19 protein-coding genes are annotated in these 17502 nt (G+C 31.2%); 12 read left to right on the top strand and 7 right to left on the bottom strand.

Going from position 1 to position 17502, the window contains the following annotated elements:
* Positions 1-138: 138 nt before the first annotated feature.
* Positions 139-987, bottom strand: a complete 849-nt coding sequence (locus ACKTSW_RS05935; RefSeq protein WP_408024362.1) for an OmpA/MotB family protein — start codon at positions 985-987, stop codon at positions 139-141.
* Between the two features lie 143 nt (positions 988-1130).
* Between ACKTSW_RS05935 and ACKTSW_RS05930 the strand changes: the two genes are divergently transcribed.
* A complete protein-coding gene (locus ACKTSW_RS05930) occupies positions 1131-2090 on the top strand; it encodes an FAD:protein FMN transferase (protein WP_408024361.1) in 960 nt (319 codons plus the stop codon).
* On the opposite strand, the gene ACKTSW_RS05925 is transcribed toward ACKTSW_RS05930, so the two are convergent.
* The 5 genes from ACKTSW_RS05925 to ACKTSW_RS05905 form a co-directional block, all read right to left on the bottom strand.
* A complete protein-coding gene (locus tag ACKTSW_RS05925; RefSeq protein WP_408024360.1) occupies positions 2087-2857 on the bottom strand; it encodes a class I SAM-dependent methyltransferase in 771 nt (256 codons plus the stop codon). The genes ACKTSW_RS05930 and ACKTSW_RS05925 overlap by 4 nt on opposite strands.
* Positions 2858-2860: 3 nt before the next feature.
* Positions 2861-3679, bottom strand: coding sequence for a type I methionyl aminopeptidase (gene map / locus ACKTSW_RS05920; RefSeq protein WP_408024359.1), 819 nt, complete (start codon positions 3677-3679; stop codon positions 2861-2863).
* A gap of 29 nt (positions 3680-3708) precedes the next feature.
* On the bottom strand, positions 3709-4239 hold the full coding sequence (locus tag ACKTSW_RS05915; protein ID WP_408024358.1) for a thioredoxin family protein: 531 nt from the start codon (positions 4237-4239) through the stop codon (positions 3709-3711).
* Between the two features lie 94 nt (positions 4240-4333).
* Entirely contained in the window at positions 4334-5851 is a 1518-nt protein-coding gene (gene gpmI, locus ACKTSW_RS05910; protein ID WP_408024357.1) for a 2,3-bisphosphoglycerate-independent phosphoglycerate mutase, read from the bottom strand.
* Positions 5852-6261: 410 nt separating this feature from the next.
* On the bottom strand, positions 6262-7026 hold the full coding sequence (locus ACKTSW_RS05905) for a M48 family metalloprotease (protein ID WP_408024356.1): 765 nt from the start codon (positions 7024-7026) through the stop codon (positions 6262-6264).
* Positions 7027-7141: 115 nt separating this feature from the next.
* Here ACKTSW_RS05905 and ACKTSW_RS05900 point away from each other — a divergent pair, with 115 nt between their 5' ends.
* From ACKTSW_RS05900 to ACKTSW_RS05890, 3 genes are all read left to right on the top strand, one after another.
* On the top strand, positions 7142-8899 hold the full coding sequence (locus tag ACKTSW_RS05900; protein WP_408024355.1) for an aromatic amino acid hydroxylase: 1758 nt from the start codon (positions 7142-7144) through the stop codon (positions 8897-8899).
* Positions 8900-8932: 33 nt separating this feature from the next.
* Entirely contained in the window at positions 8933-9217 is a 285-nt protein-coding gene (locus ACKTSW_RS05895) for a rhodanese-like domain-containing protein (RefSeq protein WP_408024354.1), read from the top strand.
* Positions 9218-9278: 61 nt separating this feature from the next.
* The gene (locus ACKTSW_RS05890) at positions 9279-9923 is read left to right on the top strand and encodes a porin family protein (RefSeq protein ID WP_408024353.1); all 645 of its coding nucleotides are present in this window, start codon (positions 9279-9281) and stop codon (positions 9921-9923) included.
* Between the two features lie 10 nt (positions 9924-9933).
* Here the strand turns inward: ACKTSW_RS05890 and ACKTSW_RS05885 are convergent, their stop codons facing one another.
* On the bottom strand, positions 9934-10887 hold the full coding sequence (locus ACKTSW_RS05885; protein WP_408024352.1) for a GSCFA domain-containing protein: 954 nt from the start codon (positions 10885-10887) through the stop codon (positions 9934-9936).
* Between the two features lie 111 nt (positions 10888-10998).
* Between ACKTSW_RS05885 and ACKTSW_RS05880 the strand changes: the two genes are divergently transcribed.
* From ACKTSW_RS05880 to ACKTSW_RS05845, 8 genes are all read left to right on the top strand, one after another.
* Complete coding sequence (locus ACKTSW_RS05880; RefSeq protein ID WP_408024351.1) at positions 10999-11895, top strand: MerR family transcriptional regulator; 897 nt, start codon at positions 10999-11001, stop codon at positions 11893-11895.
* A 209-nt stretch (positions 11896-12104) separates the two neighbouring features.
* On the top strand, positions 12105-13058 hold the full coding sequence (locus tag ACKTSW_RS05875; protein WP_408024350.1) for a fasciclin domain-containing protein: 954 nt from the start codon (positions 12105-12107) through the stop codon (positions 13056-13058).
* A gap of 79 nt (positions 13059-13137) precedes the next feature.
* Positions 13138-14619, top strand: a complete 1482-nt coding sequence (locus ACKTSW_RS05870; protein ID WP_408024349.1) for a phytoene desaturase family protein — start codon at positions 13138-13140, stop codon at positions 14617-14619.
* Positions 14603-15445: a phytoene/squalene synthase family protein gene (locus ACKTSW_RS05865; protein WP_408024348.1), complete on the top strand. Its 843-nt coding sequence runs from the start codon at positions 14603-14605 to the stop codon at positions 15443-15445. The genes ACKTSW_RS05870 and ACKTSW_RS05865 overlap by 17 nt, the downstream gene beginning before the upstream one ends.
* Positions 15442-15888, top strand: a complete 447-nt coding sequence (locus ACKTSW_RS05860; RefSeq protein WP_408024347.1) for a hypothetical protein — start codon at positions 15442-15444, stop codon at positions 15886-15888. Before ACKTSW_RS05865 ends, ACKTSW_RS05860 begins: the two co-directional genes overlap by 4 nt.
* Entirely contained in the window at positions 15885-16340 is a 456-nt protein-coding gene (locus tag ACKTSW_RS05855) for a sterol desaturase family protein (protein WP_408024346.1), read from the top strand. The genes ACKTSW_RS05860 and ACKTSW_RS05855 overlap by 4 nt, the downstream gene beginning before the upstream one ends.
* Positions 16337-17029: a lycopene cyclase domain-containing protein gene (locus ACKTSW_RS05850; protein WP_408024345.1), complete on the top strand. Its 693-nt coding sequence runs from the start codon at positions 16337-16339 to the stop codon at positions 17027-17029. Before ACKTSW_RS05855 ends, ACKTSW_RS05850 begins: the two co-directional genes overlap by 4 nt.
* Positions 17026-17499 carry a TspO/MBR family protein gene (locus ACKTSW_RS05845; protein ID WP_408024344.1) on the top strand — a complete coding sequence of 158 codons (474 nt, stop codon included), beginning with the start codon at positions 17026-17028 and terminating at the stop codon, positions 17497-17499. The genes ACKTSW_RS05850 and ACKTSW_RS05845 overlap by 4 nt, the downstream gene beginning before the upstream one ends.
* The last annotated feature ends 3 nt before the right edge of the window (positions 17500-17502 follow it).

Raw genomic sequence — 17502 nt, 5'->3', positions numbered from 1 at the left:
AAAGACCACATTTAAGTCTTAACATGAAAACACCTAACTTTGTACATAACAAAAAAACCAGAGAAGTTAACTTCTCTGGTTCAATATAATTTTTTAAATAACTGTCAACCTATTTTAGGACGACTCATATTTTAAAAATTACTCTACTTTTTGATCTAATAAATCAAAGAATTGATTTAATCTTGGTAAAATAATAATTTTTGTACGTCTGTTTTTAGCTTTGTTAGCAGGAGTGTCATTCTCTACTAAAGGTACATAACTACTTCTACCAGCTGCAATTAGTCTACTAGGTGCAACATTATATTTATTTTGCAATTCACGAACAATAGCAGTTGAGCGTAACACACTTAATCCCCAGTTATCTTTCAATGCTGAACCAGCAGTTACAGGAGTGTTGTCTGTATGTCCTTCTATCATTACATCCATTTGAGGTTGTCCATTTACAACTGTAGCAACTTTTTCTAATACTTTAGAAGCTTTCTCATTAATAGTATAACTTCCGCTTTTGAATAATAATTTATCAGAAATAGAAATAAATACTACTGTTTTTTCAACATTTACTTCAATATCTTCATCGTCAATACCGTCTTGTAATTCTCTTTTTAAATGAAAAGCAACAACCAAGTTTAATGAATCTTTCTTTGAAGCAGCTTCTCTAATTTTATTAATGTACTTATCTTTTTTGCTTAATTGAGCCAATGTTTCTTTAATGTTGTCATTAGCACCTTGAGTTAGAACAGTTAAGTTTTCAACTTGTTGTAAGGTGTTTTCTTTATCTTTCTTTAATTCTGTTACTCTAGACTCTAAAGAAAATGCTTTGTCCTCACAGTTTTCTTTTTCAACTAAACATTTTGTTAAGTTCGCTTTTACAGCCAGTAACTCTTCTTTTGTTTGTTCATGTTTAGCTTTTATTGCTTCTAATTCTTTTGTTGAAGCACAAGATGCTAGTAAAATAGAAGCGGTAAGGAATAAAAATATTTTTTTCATTTTATTCTGATTTTTTTTAGATGTAATTATTAATATTTAAGCAAATTTATGAAAATGAAGATACAAAAAAGAGAATTAACAATCTTTTATGAAGTGTTAATACTTTATTTTTGTGATTAAATTTTTTTGAGATGATAAAAAAAATGACTTTTCTAATAGTATTATTAATATTGTTAATAGCATGTAAAGAAGAGCAAAAACCTACTAATATTAAGTTGCAAGGTAGTGTATTTGGAACAACTTATCGCATTACGTATCTAAGTGAAGTAAACTACCAAGAATCTATTGATAGTTTGTTTTATTTAGTAAATAAATCTTTATCCACTTACATGCCAACTTCTGATATTTCAAAAATTAATCAAGGAGATACGACTGTAGTTGTTGACGATATGTTTGTGGAGGTGTTTGAAAAGGCAAAAAAAATTCACAAAGAAACCGATGGGTATTTTGACCCTACGATTGGTAGGTTGATTGATGCTTACGGATTTGGTTCTGGTAAAGAAAAAAAAGATTTGACCTCAGAAGAAATTGCCGCTTTGATGGAAAATGTAGGGTTTGACAAAGTGATGCTAAAAGACAGGAAGGTGTATAGAGAAAGTCCCAATATTGAATTCAACGTAAATGCTTTTGCGAAAGGCTATGGGGTAGATGTAATTGGGCGGTTTTTCGAATCGAAAAATATTCACGATTATATTGTAGAAATAGGAGGAGAGATTAGAGCTAGAGGAACAAAATGTGGAAAGTTGTGGAAAGTAGCTATTGAAAAACCAAATATTGATGGAACTCGTTCTATTCAAAAAGTAATTGAATTAGATAATGAATCGATGGCAACTTCAGGGAATTACAGAAAATATAAAATAAATGAAGATGGAAAAAAAATAGTACATACTGTCAATGCAAAAACAGGGCAAGCAGAAGAGAGTAACCTACTAAGTGTTTCTGTTCGATTAAAAGGAGACTGTGCCGATGTAGATGCATATGCAACCGCTTTCTTAGCAATGGGGTTAGAAAAAACAAAAGAGTTTCTTAAAGAGTATCCAGAACTTAAAGTGGTGTTGTTATATCATAATGATGTAGGGGAGCTAGCAGAATTTGTAAATTAGTTTTTATAACACACCGGTAAAATCTCATCTTTGGCTAAAGCATATCGTTTCACTAGTTCTGGAGCGATTTTTTTTGTGTAATCTATTTCATCTACTGTAAATCCGATAGAACGTAGTTTGTTAAAATAATCACGCCCATATATGCGAACGTGGTCATACTGACCAAATATTTTTGCACGTTCTTTAGGGTCGGTAATAGAATCATCTTCAAAAGTAGTTTCTCTTGATAAGTCTTGAGGGATTTGAAAAATACCGAATCCACCCATTTTCATCACGCGATACAATTCTTGCATTGCTTTAGTGTCGTCAGAGATGTGTTCTAATACATGGTTGCAAAACACCACATCAAAAGAATTGTCCTCAAAAGGAAGGTCGCAAATATCTGCTTTTACATCTGCAATAGGCGATTCTATATCAGATGTTGTGTATTCCAAGTTTTGTTGCTTTCTAAAAAGGTCTAAAAAACATTGTTCAGGAGCAATATGTAATACTTTTAATTTTTTATCTGAGGAAAAAAAGTTGCTTTCTTGTTGTAAGAAAAGCCATAGTAAACGATGTCTTTCTAGTGATAATGTAGAAGGAGAAAGGGCATTTTCTCGTTGTATCCCATATCCATAAGGTAAAAATTTCTTGAATGATTTTCCATCAATAGGGTCTGTAAAGTTATCACCTTTTAACCACCAAGTGATAATAGGTCTTACTATATAGCTAGCCTTAATTAAAAAGGGTCTTGGAATGGTATTTAATATCGTTTTGAATAAAGACACAAATTAAATAACTAAAGGTTGTTGTCTAAACTCATCTTCTTCATTACTTTCAATACCTAAAGCATCATATATGTGTTTAAAGGTAGATAATAACTCAGGTTTACCATCAATAATGGCTATGTCATGTTCAAAGTGAGCAGATGGTTTGCCGTCTAGAGTAGTAATGGTCCAACCATCATTATGTTGGCGAATTTTATGAGTTCCCATATTGGTCATAGGTTCAATGGCCACTACCATTCCTTCAATAAATTTTTTACCTCTACCTCTACGTCCGTAGTTAGGCATTTCAGGATCTTCGTGCATCTTACGTCCTAACCCGTGACCTACCAACTCACGAACAACACCATAACCATGCTTTTCTGTAAAGTTTTGAATAGCAAACCCTACATCTCCAACACGATTTCCTACTTTAAATTCACGAATACCTACATATAAACTCTCTTTAGTAACGTCGAGTAATTTTTGAGTTTCAGGAGCAATTTCACCCACAGCAAACGTATAGGCATGATCTCCATAGAAATCATTTTTTATAGCACCACAATCAATAGAAATGATATCACCTTCTTGTAAAGGTGTGTTATTTGGAATTCCATGAACTACTTGTGAGTTTGGACTCATACAAAGTGTGTTTGGGAAATCATACAAGCCTAAAAAACCAGGAATGGCACCTTGCTCACGAATAAAATCTTCGGCAAGTTTATCAAGATACAATGTAGTAACTCCAGGTTTCACTTCTTTAGCAAGCATACCTAAGGTTTTTGATACTACTAAAGCACTTTCTCGCATTAATTCAATTTCTTCTCTAGTTTTGGGTGTAATCATGGTAAAAATATTGAGGCGCAAATTTACAGTTATTTTTGATATGGATGTTTGTATTCTTGGCCAGATAGTATTTTTAAGAAATCTTCTTCTACTGTACTACCATCAACAGCATGTTCAACAAAACGTCCAATTTCTCTCCCTTTTTTGTAAAAAATAAAGGTTGGAACTCGAACTACATTAAAACCATCTTCTAACCCATTGGCTTTTTTCTGACGGTTTACAGTAACTAATTCAAGGTTTGCATAGTCGAATTTAGCTTCGTCTAAAATTTTATAAAAATTAGGAACTTCTCTCTTACTATCGCCACACCAAGTTCCCATAAATCCTTTTATTTTTATATCTTTTAAGTATGGTTTTAGTTTTTCTACGGTACCTTTATCTGTTTCGTAATATGAATAAAAATCATTGAACCAATCACTTCCATACGGTTCTTGTTGAAAGTCTTTTTTAGTTGCGATACCAACCAAATTTCCATTTTCGTTTTTCGTTGCAAGGTTCTTTGGTGTCGATGCACAAGAAACTATTAGTAAGGTGATAAAAAGGTATGCTGTTTTTTTCATCTGTTTGTTTTTTAATAGGTTAGGTGTAATTCGCCAATAATTATTTCAGTGTTAATATCAACTTTTGGTTATGGCTCATTTCATAAAATATATTTTAAATAAGCGAATGTTGTGTCATTTCTTTAGGTTGTTTTATATCCATTAATTTTAAAATGGTTGGAGCAACATCACCTAAAATACCGCTTTTTATTGATTTTAACTCTTTATCTATTAAAATCATAGGAACTGGATTGGTTGTGTGTGATGTATGTGGTGTTCCATCTGGATTCATCATTGTTTCACAATTTCCGTGATCAGCGATTAGAATAGTTGTGTAATTGTTTTCTAATGCGGTAGTTACCACATCTTTTACGCAGTTATCAACAGCTTCGCATGCTTTTACGGCTGCTTCAAAAACACCAGTATGACCTACCATATCACCATTTGCAAAGTTTAAACATACGAAATCTACATCACCACTTTGTAATTCAGGAACAATAGCATCGCGAATCTCATAAGCACTCATTTCAGGTTTTAAATCGTAAGTAGCCACTTTTGGTGATGGGCATAATAAACGTTTTTCTCCTTCAAATTGATCTTCTCTTCCACCAGAAAAGAAAAAGGTTACGTGTGGGTATTTTTCTGTTTCCGCAATTCTAATTTGACTCTTTCCTGCTAATTCTAATACTTCACCTAAGGTGTTTTCAATGTTTTTTCCTTCATAAATAACATGAATGTTGTTGAATGTGTCATCATAGCTTGTCATAGTAACAAAATACAATGGTAACTTCTTTATGTTGAACTCAGGAAAGTTTTTTTGACTCAAAGCTTCTGTTAACTGACGCCCTCTGTCGGTTCTAAAGTTAAAGAAAATAACAACGTCATCTTCTTTAATTCTAGTTTTAGGTTGTTCGTTTTCATCAACCATAATTATTGGTTTGATGAATTCATCAGTAACATTAGTATCATAGCTTTGTTGAATGCTTAGTGAAGCATTTGAAGAAAATGTTCCTTTTCCGTTAACTAAAGCATCATAAGCAAGTTGTATGCGCTCCCAACGATTATCACGATCCATGGCATAGTAACGACCCGTAATTGTTGCTAATTCACCTGTAGATTCTTGCATGTGTTGTTGGATATCGTTGATAAAATATTTTCCTGATTTAGGGTCACAATCACGTCCGTCAGTAAATGCATGTAAAAACACATTATCTAATTCATACTTATCAGCTGCAGTAAGTAATCCTTTTAGGTGGTCTATGTGTGAGTGAATTCCACCGTTAGAAACTAGTCCTAAAAAATGTACATTTTTATTATGTGCTTTCGCATATGCAAAGGCATTTAGAAGTTCTTCTTCTTGTGATAAAGTTCCTTCTTTTACAGCGTTGTTTATTTTTGCTAAGTTCTGGTATACAATTCTACCAGCTCCTAAATTCATGTGTCCAACTTCCGAATTTCCCATTTGCCCCTTAGGTAAACCAACATGTTCACCATCAGTTCTTAATTGTGCATGCGGAAACTTATTGTATAACGAATTTATAAAGGGAGTTTTTGCGTTATATATAGCCGATACTTTTGGGTTTTGAGTAATTCCCCACCCGTCCAAAATCATTAAAATTACTTTTTTGTTCATTTCTTGTGTGTTGCACTGCAAAAGTAAGAAAGATTTTTGGGGAATATTTTAGGAATTCAAAAAACAAAAACAATATATATATATATATATATATATATATATTAGTATTGAGAAGATTATAAAAAGAGCAATACTATTATTAATAAATAGATTTCTGTTTTTTCTTAAGGTTTGTAGGCGGATTTTTTCAAGTTCCTTTTTGCTAGCAGATTTATGAAAATATAATTTATCACTGTTTTCTTTTTGAAACCGTTCTAGTTTGTCAAAAACATTAACTCTTTTTCTGTTATTGTTTTTTAAACTGGTTATCATTGCGGATACCTCACCACCGAAACTCATAGCAAATTAATTTTTGGATTTACTAATAGGTCATGTAAATTAGTTAAATGTTACGATAATTATAAGAATAATTATTTAGAATATTTACGAATAGCCTCTTTAATTCGTTCAATTCTGTTTTCTGGATCTGGGTGTGTATTCTGAAACTCAGGAACCCTATTTGGGCCAGCGGCTGCTTTTAAAATTTCCATCACTCCAATTAAGTTTTCAGGATTGTAGCCAGCATCTATCATCAATTTTACACCCAATTCATCACTTTCTAATTCATCACCTCTACCATTTTTTAATAAAGTTTGTTGTCCAATATCATTGGCCAATTGACCTAAGTCAGCTCCTACAGAGGCTCCCATGGTTAATAGTTTCCAAAAATTAGCATCTGTAATTCGTTCATTCGAGTGTTTTCCTAAAACATGTCCTATCTCGTGCCCTAAAACACCTGCTAATTGATCTTCATTTTTTAATTTAGAAAATAACGCATGCGTAATAAAAATTTGTCCTCCAGGAAGCGCAAAAGCATTAATAGTTTTTTCGTCTCTTAGTAAGTGAAAGTCAAATTGATATCCAGATTTTTTAGCTACAGTATTGTTAACAAGGTTAGTTCCTATTTTATCTACAATAGCTTGTGTATTATCATTAGGGTACAAGCCTCCATGCTGTTGAGCCATTGCAGGAGCTTGTTGTAACCCTATTGCAATTTCTTGTTCAGGAGATAAACTTACAGCTTGTGTTTTTCCGGTGTAAGGATTAACCTCTTGTTGGCTGCATTTGCGTAAATAGGCAAAAGCGACAATAGCTATTCCAATTAGTAAGCGGGTTTTAAAGCCTCTAGATTTCATTTTTACTTTATTTTTTTATGATAGTAGTAAATGTACAAAATATATATATTTAACGAATATCAATTTTTTGTAAGCTATAAAAAACTTAAATTTACACAGCAAAACAAACAACAATATGGAGCCTCATTTTGAGTTAAACGAAGTCACAAAAAAATTACCAAAGCACCTACATAAGTTTGTAGTAAAACAGCCTTATGAAGAGTATACAGCTCAAAACCAAGCTGTATGGCGTTATGTGATGCGTATGAATGTAGATTATTTAGGAAAAGTAGCGCATGGATCATATATAGAAGGGTTAAAGAAAACAGGTATTTCGGTAGAGCAAATTCCTCATATGCAAGGAATGAACCGTATTTTAAAAGAAATAGGTTGGGCAGCTGTATCTGTTGATGGTTTTATACCGCCTAATGCTTTTATGGAGTTTCAAGCATATAATGTGCTGGTAATTGCATCAGATATGCGTACGATAGATCATATTGAATACACACCTGCACCTGATATTATTCATGAGGCAGCAGGACATGCACCAATTATTGCAAATCCTGAATATGCAGAATACTTACGTCGTTTTGGAGAAATAGGAGCCAAGGCTATCTCTTCTGCAAAAGATTATGAAATGTACGAAGCTATTCGTTTGTTGTCTATTTTAAAGGAGGATCCTAATTCCACTAAAAAAGAGATTGAAGAAGCCCAAGAAAAAGTTGAGTGGTTGCAAGAAAATATGGGTAAGCTTTCTGAAATGGCTCAAATAAGAAATTTACATTGGTGGACAGTTGAGTATGGATTGATAGGGACACTTCAAAACCCGAAAATCTATGGAGCAGGATTGCTTTCTTCGATAGGTGAAAGTAAATGGTGTATGAAGGAAGAGGTAGAAAAAGTACCTTATACAATTGAAGCAGCTAATATGAGTTTTGATATAACAAAACCACAGCCCCAATTGTTTGTTACGCCAGATTTTGCTCACCTAAGCTTAGTACTAGAACAGTTTGCGAATAAAATGGCAATACGAACAGGAGGGTTAAAAGGAATAGAAAAATTAATAGACTCTAAAAACCTAGGAACTATTGAGTTAAGTACTGGTATTCAGATATCAGGAGTTTTTAAAAATGTAATTACTGATGAAAATAACAAAGCTATTTATGTGCAAACGGCAGGGCCTACTGCATTGGCTAATAGAGATAAAGAATTAATAGGGCACGGAATTGCATATCATGCTGAAGGTTTTGGAAGTCCCATAGGAAAGTTAAAAGGAATTAACATTCCAATAGAAAATATGAGTCCGCGTGATTTGAAAGCCTACGGAATTTATGAAGGGGAACAAGTTACGTTAGAGTTTGAAGGAGGAATAAAAGTAGTAGGAGAAGTTATTACGGGAACAAGAGATTTACGTGGTAAAATTTTATTAATCTCTTTTAAGAACTGTACAGTAACCCATGGCGACAATCTATTGTTTCACCCAGATTGGGGAGTATATGATATGGCAGTAGGTGTTGAGGTAATATCAGCCTTCGCTGGATCAGCAGATATAGTTTCTTTTGGAGATGTAGGAAAAGTGTCGGAAACTAAAACACATAAAATTCAATATTCTGAGTTTGATAAAAAGTTGTACAGTTTATATGAGAAAGTAAGGAGGATGAGAGAGGAAGGTGTGGTTTCTGAAGAAAAAATTCAGGATATTTTTAATGAAGTAAGCTCACAATTTAAAAATGACTGGTTATTGCCGTTAGAATTATTAGAGCTAGCAATAGCAGGTAATTTTTCAATAAAAGAAATGCTAGGTGAATACCTTGAAAACATGAAAAGTAACAAGAGTTACACTACGTTAATTGAAAACGGTTTACTTTTGTTGAGAAAGTACCAAGAAATATAAATGGGATTATTTAATTTATTTAGAAAGAAAAATATGAGTAACGAAATACAGGAATATTTAGCTAAAGGAGCAGTTCTATTAGACGTAAGAACTTTAGCAGAATGGAATGAAGGGCATAGCGAAGGAGCTAAGCATATTGTTTTAGCAACAATTCCTACAAATGTAGAGGAGATTAAATCGTGGAATAAGCCAGTGATTGCAGTATGTAGAAGCGGAGGTAGAAGTGGTCAAGCAGCACAGTTTTTACAAAGCCATGGAGTAGATGTAATTAACGGAGGGCCTTGGCAAAATGTAGATCAATATTTAGTGAAAAAGTAAAAATTATAGCAAAATTAGGTTACAAGCCTAATTTTGCTATAAAATCAAATAAAAATAAGCTATGAGATTTAATAAATTGCTTTTCTCCTTTTTTATAGGGGTGTTTACTCTTTCTTCCTATTCACAAAGACAGGTGAAACTTGGTTTAAGTGGAGGGGGTAACTATTCTTCTTTGAGGTTTGAGGATAGTTCAATAACTGAGCATGATTCTGAGATTGGTTATTTGTTTGGAATTGCTACAAATATTCAATTAAAGAATGAATTGTCATTGCAGATAGAATTAAACTATGAAAGGAAAATAGTTAGTGTGTTTTCTCCTGAGTTTGAAATTAATGGAGTGAAAATTAATAGTTTTAGAAACTATGATTTATATGATTTTATGACATTGCCAGTTTTATTAAGATATGAAGTAGGGGAGAAAAGTCCTTTTTATATAAATGGAGGAGTGTTTTTGGGGTATTTCTTAAGTGCTAGAGAGAGGGTTAATGATGGAGATTTAAGTGAAGATTTATCGGAATATTTTACTGATTTTGACTTAGGGTTATCAATTGGTGTAGGAAAGATATTTTTATTAGATAATTCTAATGAGTTATTTGTAGAGTTGAGAAATAATTTAGGTTTAACAAATATAGATAGTGATCCCAATGGACAATATCAAAAAACGAATTCTTTAAGTTTCGTTTTGGGATGGAACTTTGTGTTGTAATTTTAATAAATTATTGAAAATTTATAAAAGGAAATGCTTGTAAAAGTGTTTCCTTTTTTTGTTGTAGCTTTTTCAAAAATAACTGATGGGCTTCAGATTCTGGGTTAAAAGGTTTGTGGTTTAATCCTCTTTGAATGATTTTAACTTGTTGCATCGTTTGATATGAATCTTCTGTAATCCAAACCTGTTTAAATTTTTCCCATATGTAATTCACAGCAGTTTTATTTGGGTGAATCATATCTTCATTATAAAAACGATAATCACGTAACTCATCCATCACAATTTCATATGAAGGGAAATAGTAAATAGCATTTCTTGGCTCTACTACTTGATGAATAGCTGAAAGTAAGTGTGCTTTACTACGTTGATTTTCTGTAAAACCATCTTTTAAATGTCGTACAGGTGATACTGTGTAAATAATTGAAATATCTTTGTTTATTGATTTAACTAGTGAATTGATAGCTTCTAAGCTTTCTGAAACTTCATCAATAGTCAATAATTCTTTTAAAAACCTTTTTTGAGGTACTTTATGGCAGTTGGCAACTACCATATCAGAGTCTATTTCTCTATATGTCCATGCTGTACCTAAGGTAACAATCAGGTGAGTGGAGTTTTTTAGATGTAAAGAAGTTTGTTGTATTAAAGAGTTTAAGTTGTTTAATAACTCTTTGTTGCTGAGGGTGCTTAAGCTTGAATGTGCTTCAAAAGAATGCCAACGTTCATTGTGAAAGAAAATATCCTTATTTGTATACTTTTCTTCATTTATAGCTTTTGTAATTAAATTTTCAATTGCTTTAGGGTGGAATAAAATACCAAAAGGATTTTGTTTTGATTGAAACTTATAATAGTTCAGTTTGTTACCTATATTTTCAGAAAAACAAGAACCAAGTAAAAGTAGTTTTGACTGATAATTAATTTGATTATGCTTTTGTTTGGTAAGTGGTATTTGTGTCTGAAGATTCATAAATTTTAAGAAAAATAACAATCAAAAATAAGTATAAAATTTTCATAAGAAGTGATGTAGGTTTATAATTCGTTAAAATTTGTATCTTTGTTCAAAATAATTCAAAATAAATTGAACAATATAAAGTCGACATTCACGATTAAAGATCTTGAAAATATTTCAGGAATAAAAGCTCATACGATACGAATTTGGGAAAAGCGCTATAATTTGTTGTCGCCAGAGAGAACGGATACCAATATTCGTTATTATTCTTCAGAGAATTTACAAAAATTGCTAAATGTTGTACTATTGAATAAAAACAATATTAAGATTTCTAAAATAGCAGAAATGTCTGATGATACAATTATTTTAAAAGCAAGAGAATTAGCTTTTAAAATGGCGGTAAATGACGAGGCATTAAATTCTTTTAAATTAGCAATGTTTCAATTTGATAAAACATTGTTTAATAATGCATATAACAGGTTGCTTAAAAGAAAAACTTTTAGAGAGATTTTTAAAGATGTTTTTGTGCCTTTGTTGAATCATATTGGGCTACTGTGGCAAACAGATACTTTGTTGCCAGCTCATGAGCACTTTATTTCTAATTTAATAACACAAAAAATACAGATTAATACAGAAAAATTGGAGTACTCTAATAATAAATCTGAGGTCAGTTATGTGTTGTTTTTGCCAGAAAATGAAATTCATGAATTAGGATTAATGTACTTGAATTATGAACTTATGTTGAGAGGGTACGATACTATATATCTAGGTCAAAGTTTGCCTTTAAATAATTTAGAGCATTTTTTTAAAAGCAAATCAAAAATATGTTTTGTTACTTTTATGACAGTTCAACCTTACGATGACAAGGTGGAGGAATATTTCTTAGAAATAGAAGAAATTCTTAAAGGTACGAATCATGAGTTTTTAGCAATAGGTATTAAAGCTATGTTAGTTGAAGAGGTGAAATTTAAAGAGAATATTAAGGTGTATTCTTCTATTAAGGCTTTTTTGGATCAGTTTGAATAATAGCATTATCTTTTTTTGTTTATCTTTTTTTTGTTTTTTTTAAACATAAATTGTAAATTTGATGCATGTTTTGATTTTCAAAGCATATTTTTTTAATTAAATTTATTTTGTTTAATATTTTTTTAAAAAAAATAAACAAAGATTAACGTTACTGAAAGTATAGACTATAAAAAGTAAAATGAGTAAGCTCTAATAAAAACTTTAAAACCATGAAAATTAAAAATTTTGTTTCGTTATTTATGAGCCTTTTTTTAGGTTTTGTATTGTTAACATCATGTAGTGATGATGATAACCCTGTAGTGAAAAAAGATGATATTGTTGAGGTAGCAGTAAAAACTTCTGATTTAAGTACTCTTGTTCAGGCTTTACAAAAGGCTAATTTAGTTTCTGCTTTACAATCAGAAGAACCTCATACTGTTTTTGCTCCGACAAATGCAGCTTTTCAAGAGTTGTTAGATAGTAATGACTCATGGAATTCATTAGATGATATTCCTTTAGAAACATTAAACTCTGTCTTGTTATTGCATGTAGTAGGTGGGGAAATTAAAGCAGCGGATTTATCTAATACTTATGTGAGTACTTTGTCAACAGGACCAAATGATGAGATGTTATCATTACAAGTAGAAGTTGATGAAGGTGTAGAGTTTAATGGAGATTCAAAACCAGTGAGTACAGATATCATGGCTTCAAATGGAGTTGTGCATACAATTGATAAGGTTATGCTACCACCTAATGTAGTTACTCTAGCATTAAATAATAACGGGTTAACCTCTTTGGTGGCTGCATTAACAGATAGCCGTCATACTACAGATTTTATTTCTTTGTTAAAAGAAGATGGACCTTATACTGTTTTTGCTCCAACAAATACAGCTTTTCAAGCGCTGTTAGATAGTAATGATTCTTGGAGTGCATTAGGTGATATTCCAATAGCAACTCTTGAAGCTGTATTGAAATATCATGTGTTCGAAGCAGGGAATGTGCAATCAAATGAATTAAGTGATAATCAAGAAATAACAATGTTCGATGAAAATATTATAACTGTTGACTTGTTGAGTGGTGCTAAGTTAAAGACTAGCTCTGGACAATCAGTAGTAATATCATCAACAGATGTGCAAGGAACGAATGGGGTAATTCATGTTGTAAATAGTGTTCTTTTACCTTAATTTTTTTAACTAGAATGATAATTACAAACAAGAAGTTAATCTTGCTTGTAATTAATTTAATATATTTATAAGGAATAATTTGAAAAAAAAAGTATACATAATAGGTTCGGGTTTTTCTTCTCTATCAGCGTCATGTTATTTAGCGAAAGCTGGATATGAGGTGGTAGTGCTAGAAAAGAACACTACAATTGGAGGTAGAGCAAGACAACTATTGAGAGATGGATTTACATTTGATATAGGTCCAACATGGTATTGGATGCCAGATGTTTTTGAAAAGTTTTTTTCTGATTTTGATAAAAAACCGTCAGATTATTACGAGCTAGATAGACTAAGCCCTGCTTATGAGGTGTACTTTGGAGAAAAAGACTCAATTATAATACCTGGAACTTTAGATGAGATTTATGAGGTTTTTGAAAAAGAAGAAAAAGGAAGTTCAAAACACTTAAAGTCTTTTCTAAAATCAGCAAAATATAATTATGATGTTTCTATAAATGATTTGGTGTATAAGCCGGGTGTTTCTCCTTTAGAATTGGTAACTCCCGTCACTATGGGAAAAATATTTCAATTTTTTTCAACCATAAGGCATGAAGTAAGAAAGAAGATTAAGAGTAAAAAGCTAATTCAAATATTAGAGTTTCCAGTGTTATTTCTGGGGGCAAAACCAAGTAACACTCCAGCTTTTTATAATTTTATGAATTATGCCGATTTTGGTTTGGGAACATGGCACCCAAAAGGAGGGATGTACAAAGTTATTGAGGGCATGACTACTCTAGCTATTAGCTTAGGTGTAGAGTTTCAAACCAATGCAAATGTTGAAGAAATTGTAGTAAATGATAAAGGAGAAGCAAAAGGAGTAATCATAGGCGGTAAATTAATGGAGTCTGATATTGTATTAAGTGGAGCAGATTATCATCATACAGAAACCCTTTTGCCTAAAAAACTAAGACAATATTCAGAATCATATTGGGATAAAAAGACCTTTGCACCTTCATCATTACTCTTTTATGTAGGTTTTGACAAGAAGTTAAAAAATGTATGTCATCACACATTATTTTTTGATACAGACTTTGATGTACATGCAAAAACAATATATGATTTTCCTAGTTGGCCTAAGGAACCTCTGTTTTATGTGAGCTTTCCTTCAATAACCGATGATTCTTTTGCACCTAAGGGGAGAGAAGCAGCAACATTTTTAATTCCGCTAGCACCAGGTATAGAAGATACCCCTCAGCTGAGAGAGCATTATTTTAATATTATAATAGAAAGATTAGAAAAGTTAACAAATCAATCTGTAAAAGAGCATGTCATATTTAAAGAGAGCTTCTGTGTGAATGACTTTATAAAAGAGTATAACTCTTATAAAGGAAATGCATATGGATTGGCAAATATCTTAACACAGACAGCTTTTTTAAGACCTAAAATAAAAAGCAAAAAAGTAAAGAATTTATTTTTTACAGGACAATTAACGGTACCAGGACCAGGAGTTCCTCCGTCTTTAATTTCAGGAAAAATAGCTTCAGATTTAATTTTAAAAACGTACAAAGATGAAACAATTATTTGATGAAGTTTCTTATGCATGTAGTAAGTTAGTTACTCAAAAGTATAGTACCTCGTTTTCGTTAGCAACGAAAATGTTATCACCAGAAATCCGAGCTGATATATACAATATTTATGGTTTTGTGCGCTTTGCAGATGAAATAGTTGATTCTTTTCATGAGTATGATAAAGAACAATTGTTAATGAAGTTTGAAAAAGAGTATTATGAATCAAAAAAACAAGGAATTAGCTTAAATCCTATTTTGAATGCTTTTGTACATACTGTAAATAAATATAATATTCCTGACGATTTAGTACAAGCATTTTTAAAAAGTATGAAAGCAGATTTGTACAAAACAGAATACACTACTGCGGAAGAATATAACGCATATATTTATGGGTCAGCAGATGTTGTAGGATTGATGTGTTTAAAGGTTTTTGTGAACGGAAATGAGCAAAAATATGAAGAGTTGAAAACTCCTGCAATGCGTTTAGGTTCTGCATTTCAAAAAGTAAATTTTCTAAGAGACTTAAAAGAAGACTTTAAAGAGTTGAATAGATCGTATTTTCCAAATATTAATTTTGGAAATCTAAGTACCGAAGGGAAAAATATAATTATTAAAGAAATAGAAGATGACTTTGATTTTGCTTATAAAAATGGTATTTTAAAACTACCTGTTGAAGCAAAATTTGGAGTATATATGGCATATAGGTATTACAAAAAATTATTAAAAAAGTTAAAAGAAACACCCTCTGCAAAAATAATGGATACCAGAATTAGAATTTCAAATCCTATGAAAATTAATTTATTGGCGAGGAGCTATGTGAAGTATAAGCTAAATTTAATATGATAAATAATATTATTGTTGGAGTACTATTTTGCATATCAATTTTTGGTTTTAATGACGTTCCTGACTTTGTAGAAGAGTATCACAAATTGGCAACTAAGGCACAAGAATTATCATATATAAATAAATATAAAAAAAATAAAGAAGTAAGCATTCGTGCCTATGTAGTTTCTCTGCAAATGAAGCAGGCAAAATATAAAATTATGCCGTGGAGTAAATTAAAAATTTTTAATACAGAGAAAAATAAATTAGAAGAGTTAATTTTAAAACACCCTAATAATATTCACTTAAGATATGTTCGGTTGGTAATACAAGAAAATACTCCCAGTATTTTAGGATATACATCTTCTATTAAAGAAGATAAGCGATTTTTAAAAGAAGCACTTCTAAAAAAAGACAATACCAGTTATTTACACACATATATAATAAAAAATACATCATTATGAATTTGGCAATATACATAGTAGTTACTTCAGTAACATTCATTATAATGGAAGGTGTTACTTGGTGCACTCATAAATATGTTATGCACGGTTTTGGATGGTATTTACACGAAGATCATCATCAACCAGGATACCCACATGTTTTTGAAAAAAATGATGCTTTTTTTGTTGTTTTTGCAATCCCTAGCATGCTATTGTTTTACTTTGGAATTCGACCAGAACTAAATTTCTTGTTTTTTATAGGTTTGGGAATTTTACTCTATGGTTTAGCTTATTTTTTAGTGCATGATGTATTGATTCATAGGAGGTTTAAGTGGTTTGATAAAACTAATAATCAATACCTAAAAGGATTACGAAAAGCACATAAAATTCATCATAAACATTTGGGAAAACACCACGGAGAATGTTTCGGGATGTTGTTTGTACCCTTTAAATATTTCAATAAAAGACAGTGAGTCAGTATTTGTATTTAATCTTAAACTTAGGTAGTTTAAGTATTCCATTATTGTATAGTGTTTTTGAAAAAAAGTTTCACTTTATACAATATATCAAACAAGCGGCGCTTAGTATCTTGTTGGTTGCTTTATTTTTTTTAATCTGGGACAGTTGGTTTACACAAATTGGAGTATGGGGATTTAATCCTGATTATCATATGTCATTAAAACTGTTACATATGCCAATAGAAGAATGGTTGTTCTTTTTTTGTATTCCTTATGCATGTTTGTTTACACATGAAGTACTAAAATATCTGTTTCCTAAATTTAAGATGTCAAAATCAGGAGCAGTGATTTTAAGCTTTTTACTAATAGTTTTAGTTAGCTTATTGCTAATTTTTAATATTGGTAAATGGTATACTACAGTAAACTTTAGTTTGTTTTTATTACTATTAGCATATGCATTAAAATACCATCTAAATACATTACAGGAATATTATCCAAGTTTCTTGGTGATACTAATTCCTTTTTTACTTATCAACGGAATTTTAACAGGGAGTTTTATAGACGAACCAGTAGTTTGGTATAATAATGCAGAGAACTTAAACTTCAGGATTTTTACAATTCCTTTTGAAGATTTTTTTTATGCATTTATAATGTTGTTTTCAGTACAACTAATTTTCAATTCTTTAAAAAGAAAAAAAACTTGAATAAAAATAAATACATACGATTTTTAATGTTTTTAGCAGCTAATTTTCTAGCACTTGCTGTTGGTGTTTGGTTGATGGATAATGGCCCGAAAACTAATTGGTATATTTCATTAAATCAAGCTCCTTGGACTCCTGCTAACTGGGTGTTTGGAGTAGCATGGACAACAATTATGTTATTGTTTGCATTTTATATGACGAGGCTAAGTTTTGAATATAACTTTTTAAATAACAAAATACTAAGCCTGTATATAATTCAATGGATCTTAAATGTGAGTTGGAATTATGTCTTTTTTAATCAACACCTAACAAAACTAGGCTTAGTTGTAATCGCTTCATTATGGTTACTTATTGGTTATTTCACTTTTGAGTATGTGAAAAAAGTAAAGTGGTATACCCTATTTATACTTCCATATTTAATATGGATGACGATTGCAACCAGTCTCAACGCATATATCGTATTAAACAATTAAACT

Origin of the sequence: Tenacibaculum sediminilitoris, from assembly GCF_964513795.1 — a bacterium.
Lineage (GTDB): Bacteria > Bacteroidota > Bacteroidia > Flavobacteriales > Flavobacteriaceae > Polaribacter > Polaribacter sediminilitoris.
Note: the sequence above shows the minus strand (reverse complement) of the source record. Positions and strands in the feature narration are given on the sequence as shown.

Bases quoted from the DNA above. Each gene is read 5' to 3' on its own strand.
- ACKTSW_RS05935 (WP_408024362.1), bottom strand. From the start codon at position 987: ATGAAAAAAATATTTTTATTCCTTACCGCTTCTATTTTACTAGCATCT.
- ACKTSW_RS05930 (WP_408024361.1), top strand. From the start codon at position 1,131: ATGACTTTTCTAATAGTATTATTAATATTGTTAATAGCATGTAAAGAA.
- map (WP_408024359.1), bottom strand. From the start codon at position 3,679: ATGATTACACCCAAAACTAGAGAAGAAATTGAATTAATGCGAGAAAGT.
- ACKTSW_RS05915 (WP_408024358.1), bottom strand. From the start codon at position 4,239: ATGAAAAAAACAGCATACCTTTTTATCACCTTACTAATAGTTTCTTGT.
- gpmI (WP_408024357.1), bottom strand. From the start codon at position 5,851: ATGAACAAAAAAGTAATTTTAATGATTTTGGACGGGTGGGGAATTACT.
- ACKTSW_RS05905 (WP_408024356.1), bottom strand. From the start codon at position 7,026: ATGAAATCTAGAGGCTTTAAAACCCGCTTACTAATTGGAATAGCTATT.
- ACKTSW_RS05900 (WP_408024355.1), top strand. From the start codon at position 7,142: ATGGAGCCTCATTTTGAGTTAAACGAAGTCACAAAAAAATTACCAAAG.
- ACKTSW_RS05895 (WP_408024354.1), top strand. From the start codon at position 8,933: ATGAGTAACGAAATACAGGAATATTTAGCTAAAGGAGCAGTTCTATTA.
- ACKTSW_RS05890 (WP_408024353.1), top strand. From the start codon at position 9,279: ATGAGATTTAATAAATTGCTTTTCTCCTTTTTTATAGGGGTGTTTACT.
- ACKTSW_RS05885 (WP_408024352.1), bottom strand. From the start codon at position 10,887: ATGAATCTTCAGACACAAATACCACTTACCAAACAAAAGCATAATCAA.
- ACKTSW_RS05875 (WP_408024350.1), top strand. From the start codon at position 12,105: ATGAAAATTAAAAATTTTGTTTCGTTATTTATGAGCCTTTTTTTAGGT.
- ACKTSW_RS05865 (WP_408024348.1), top strand. From the start codon at position 14,603: ATGAAACAATTATTTGATGAAGTTTCTTATGCATGTAGTAAGTTAGTT.
- ACKTSW_RS05860 (WP_408024347.1), top strand. From the start codon at position 15,442: ATGATAAATAATATTATTGTTGGAGTACTATTTTGCATATCAATTTTT.
- ACKTSW_RS05855 (WP_408024346.1), top strand. From the start codon at position 15,885: ATGAATTTGGCAATATACATAGTAGTTACTTCAGTAACATTCATTATA.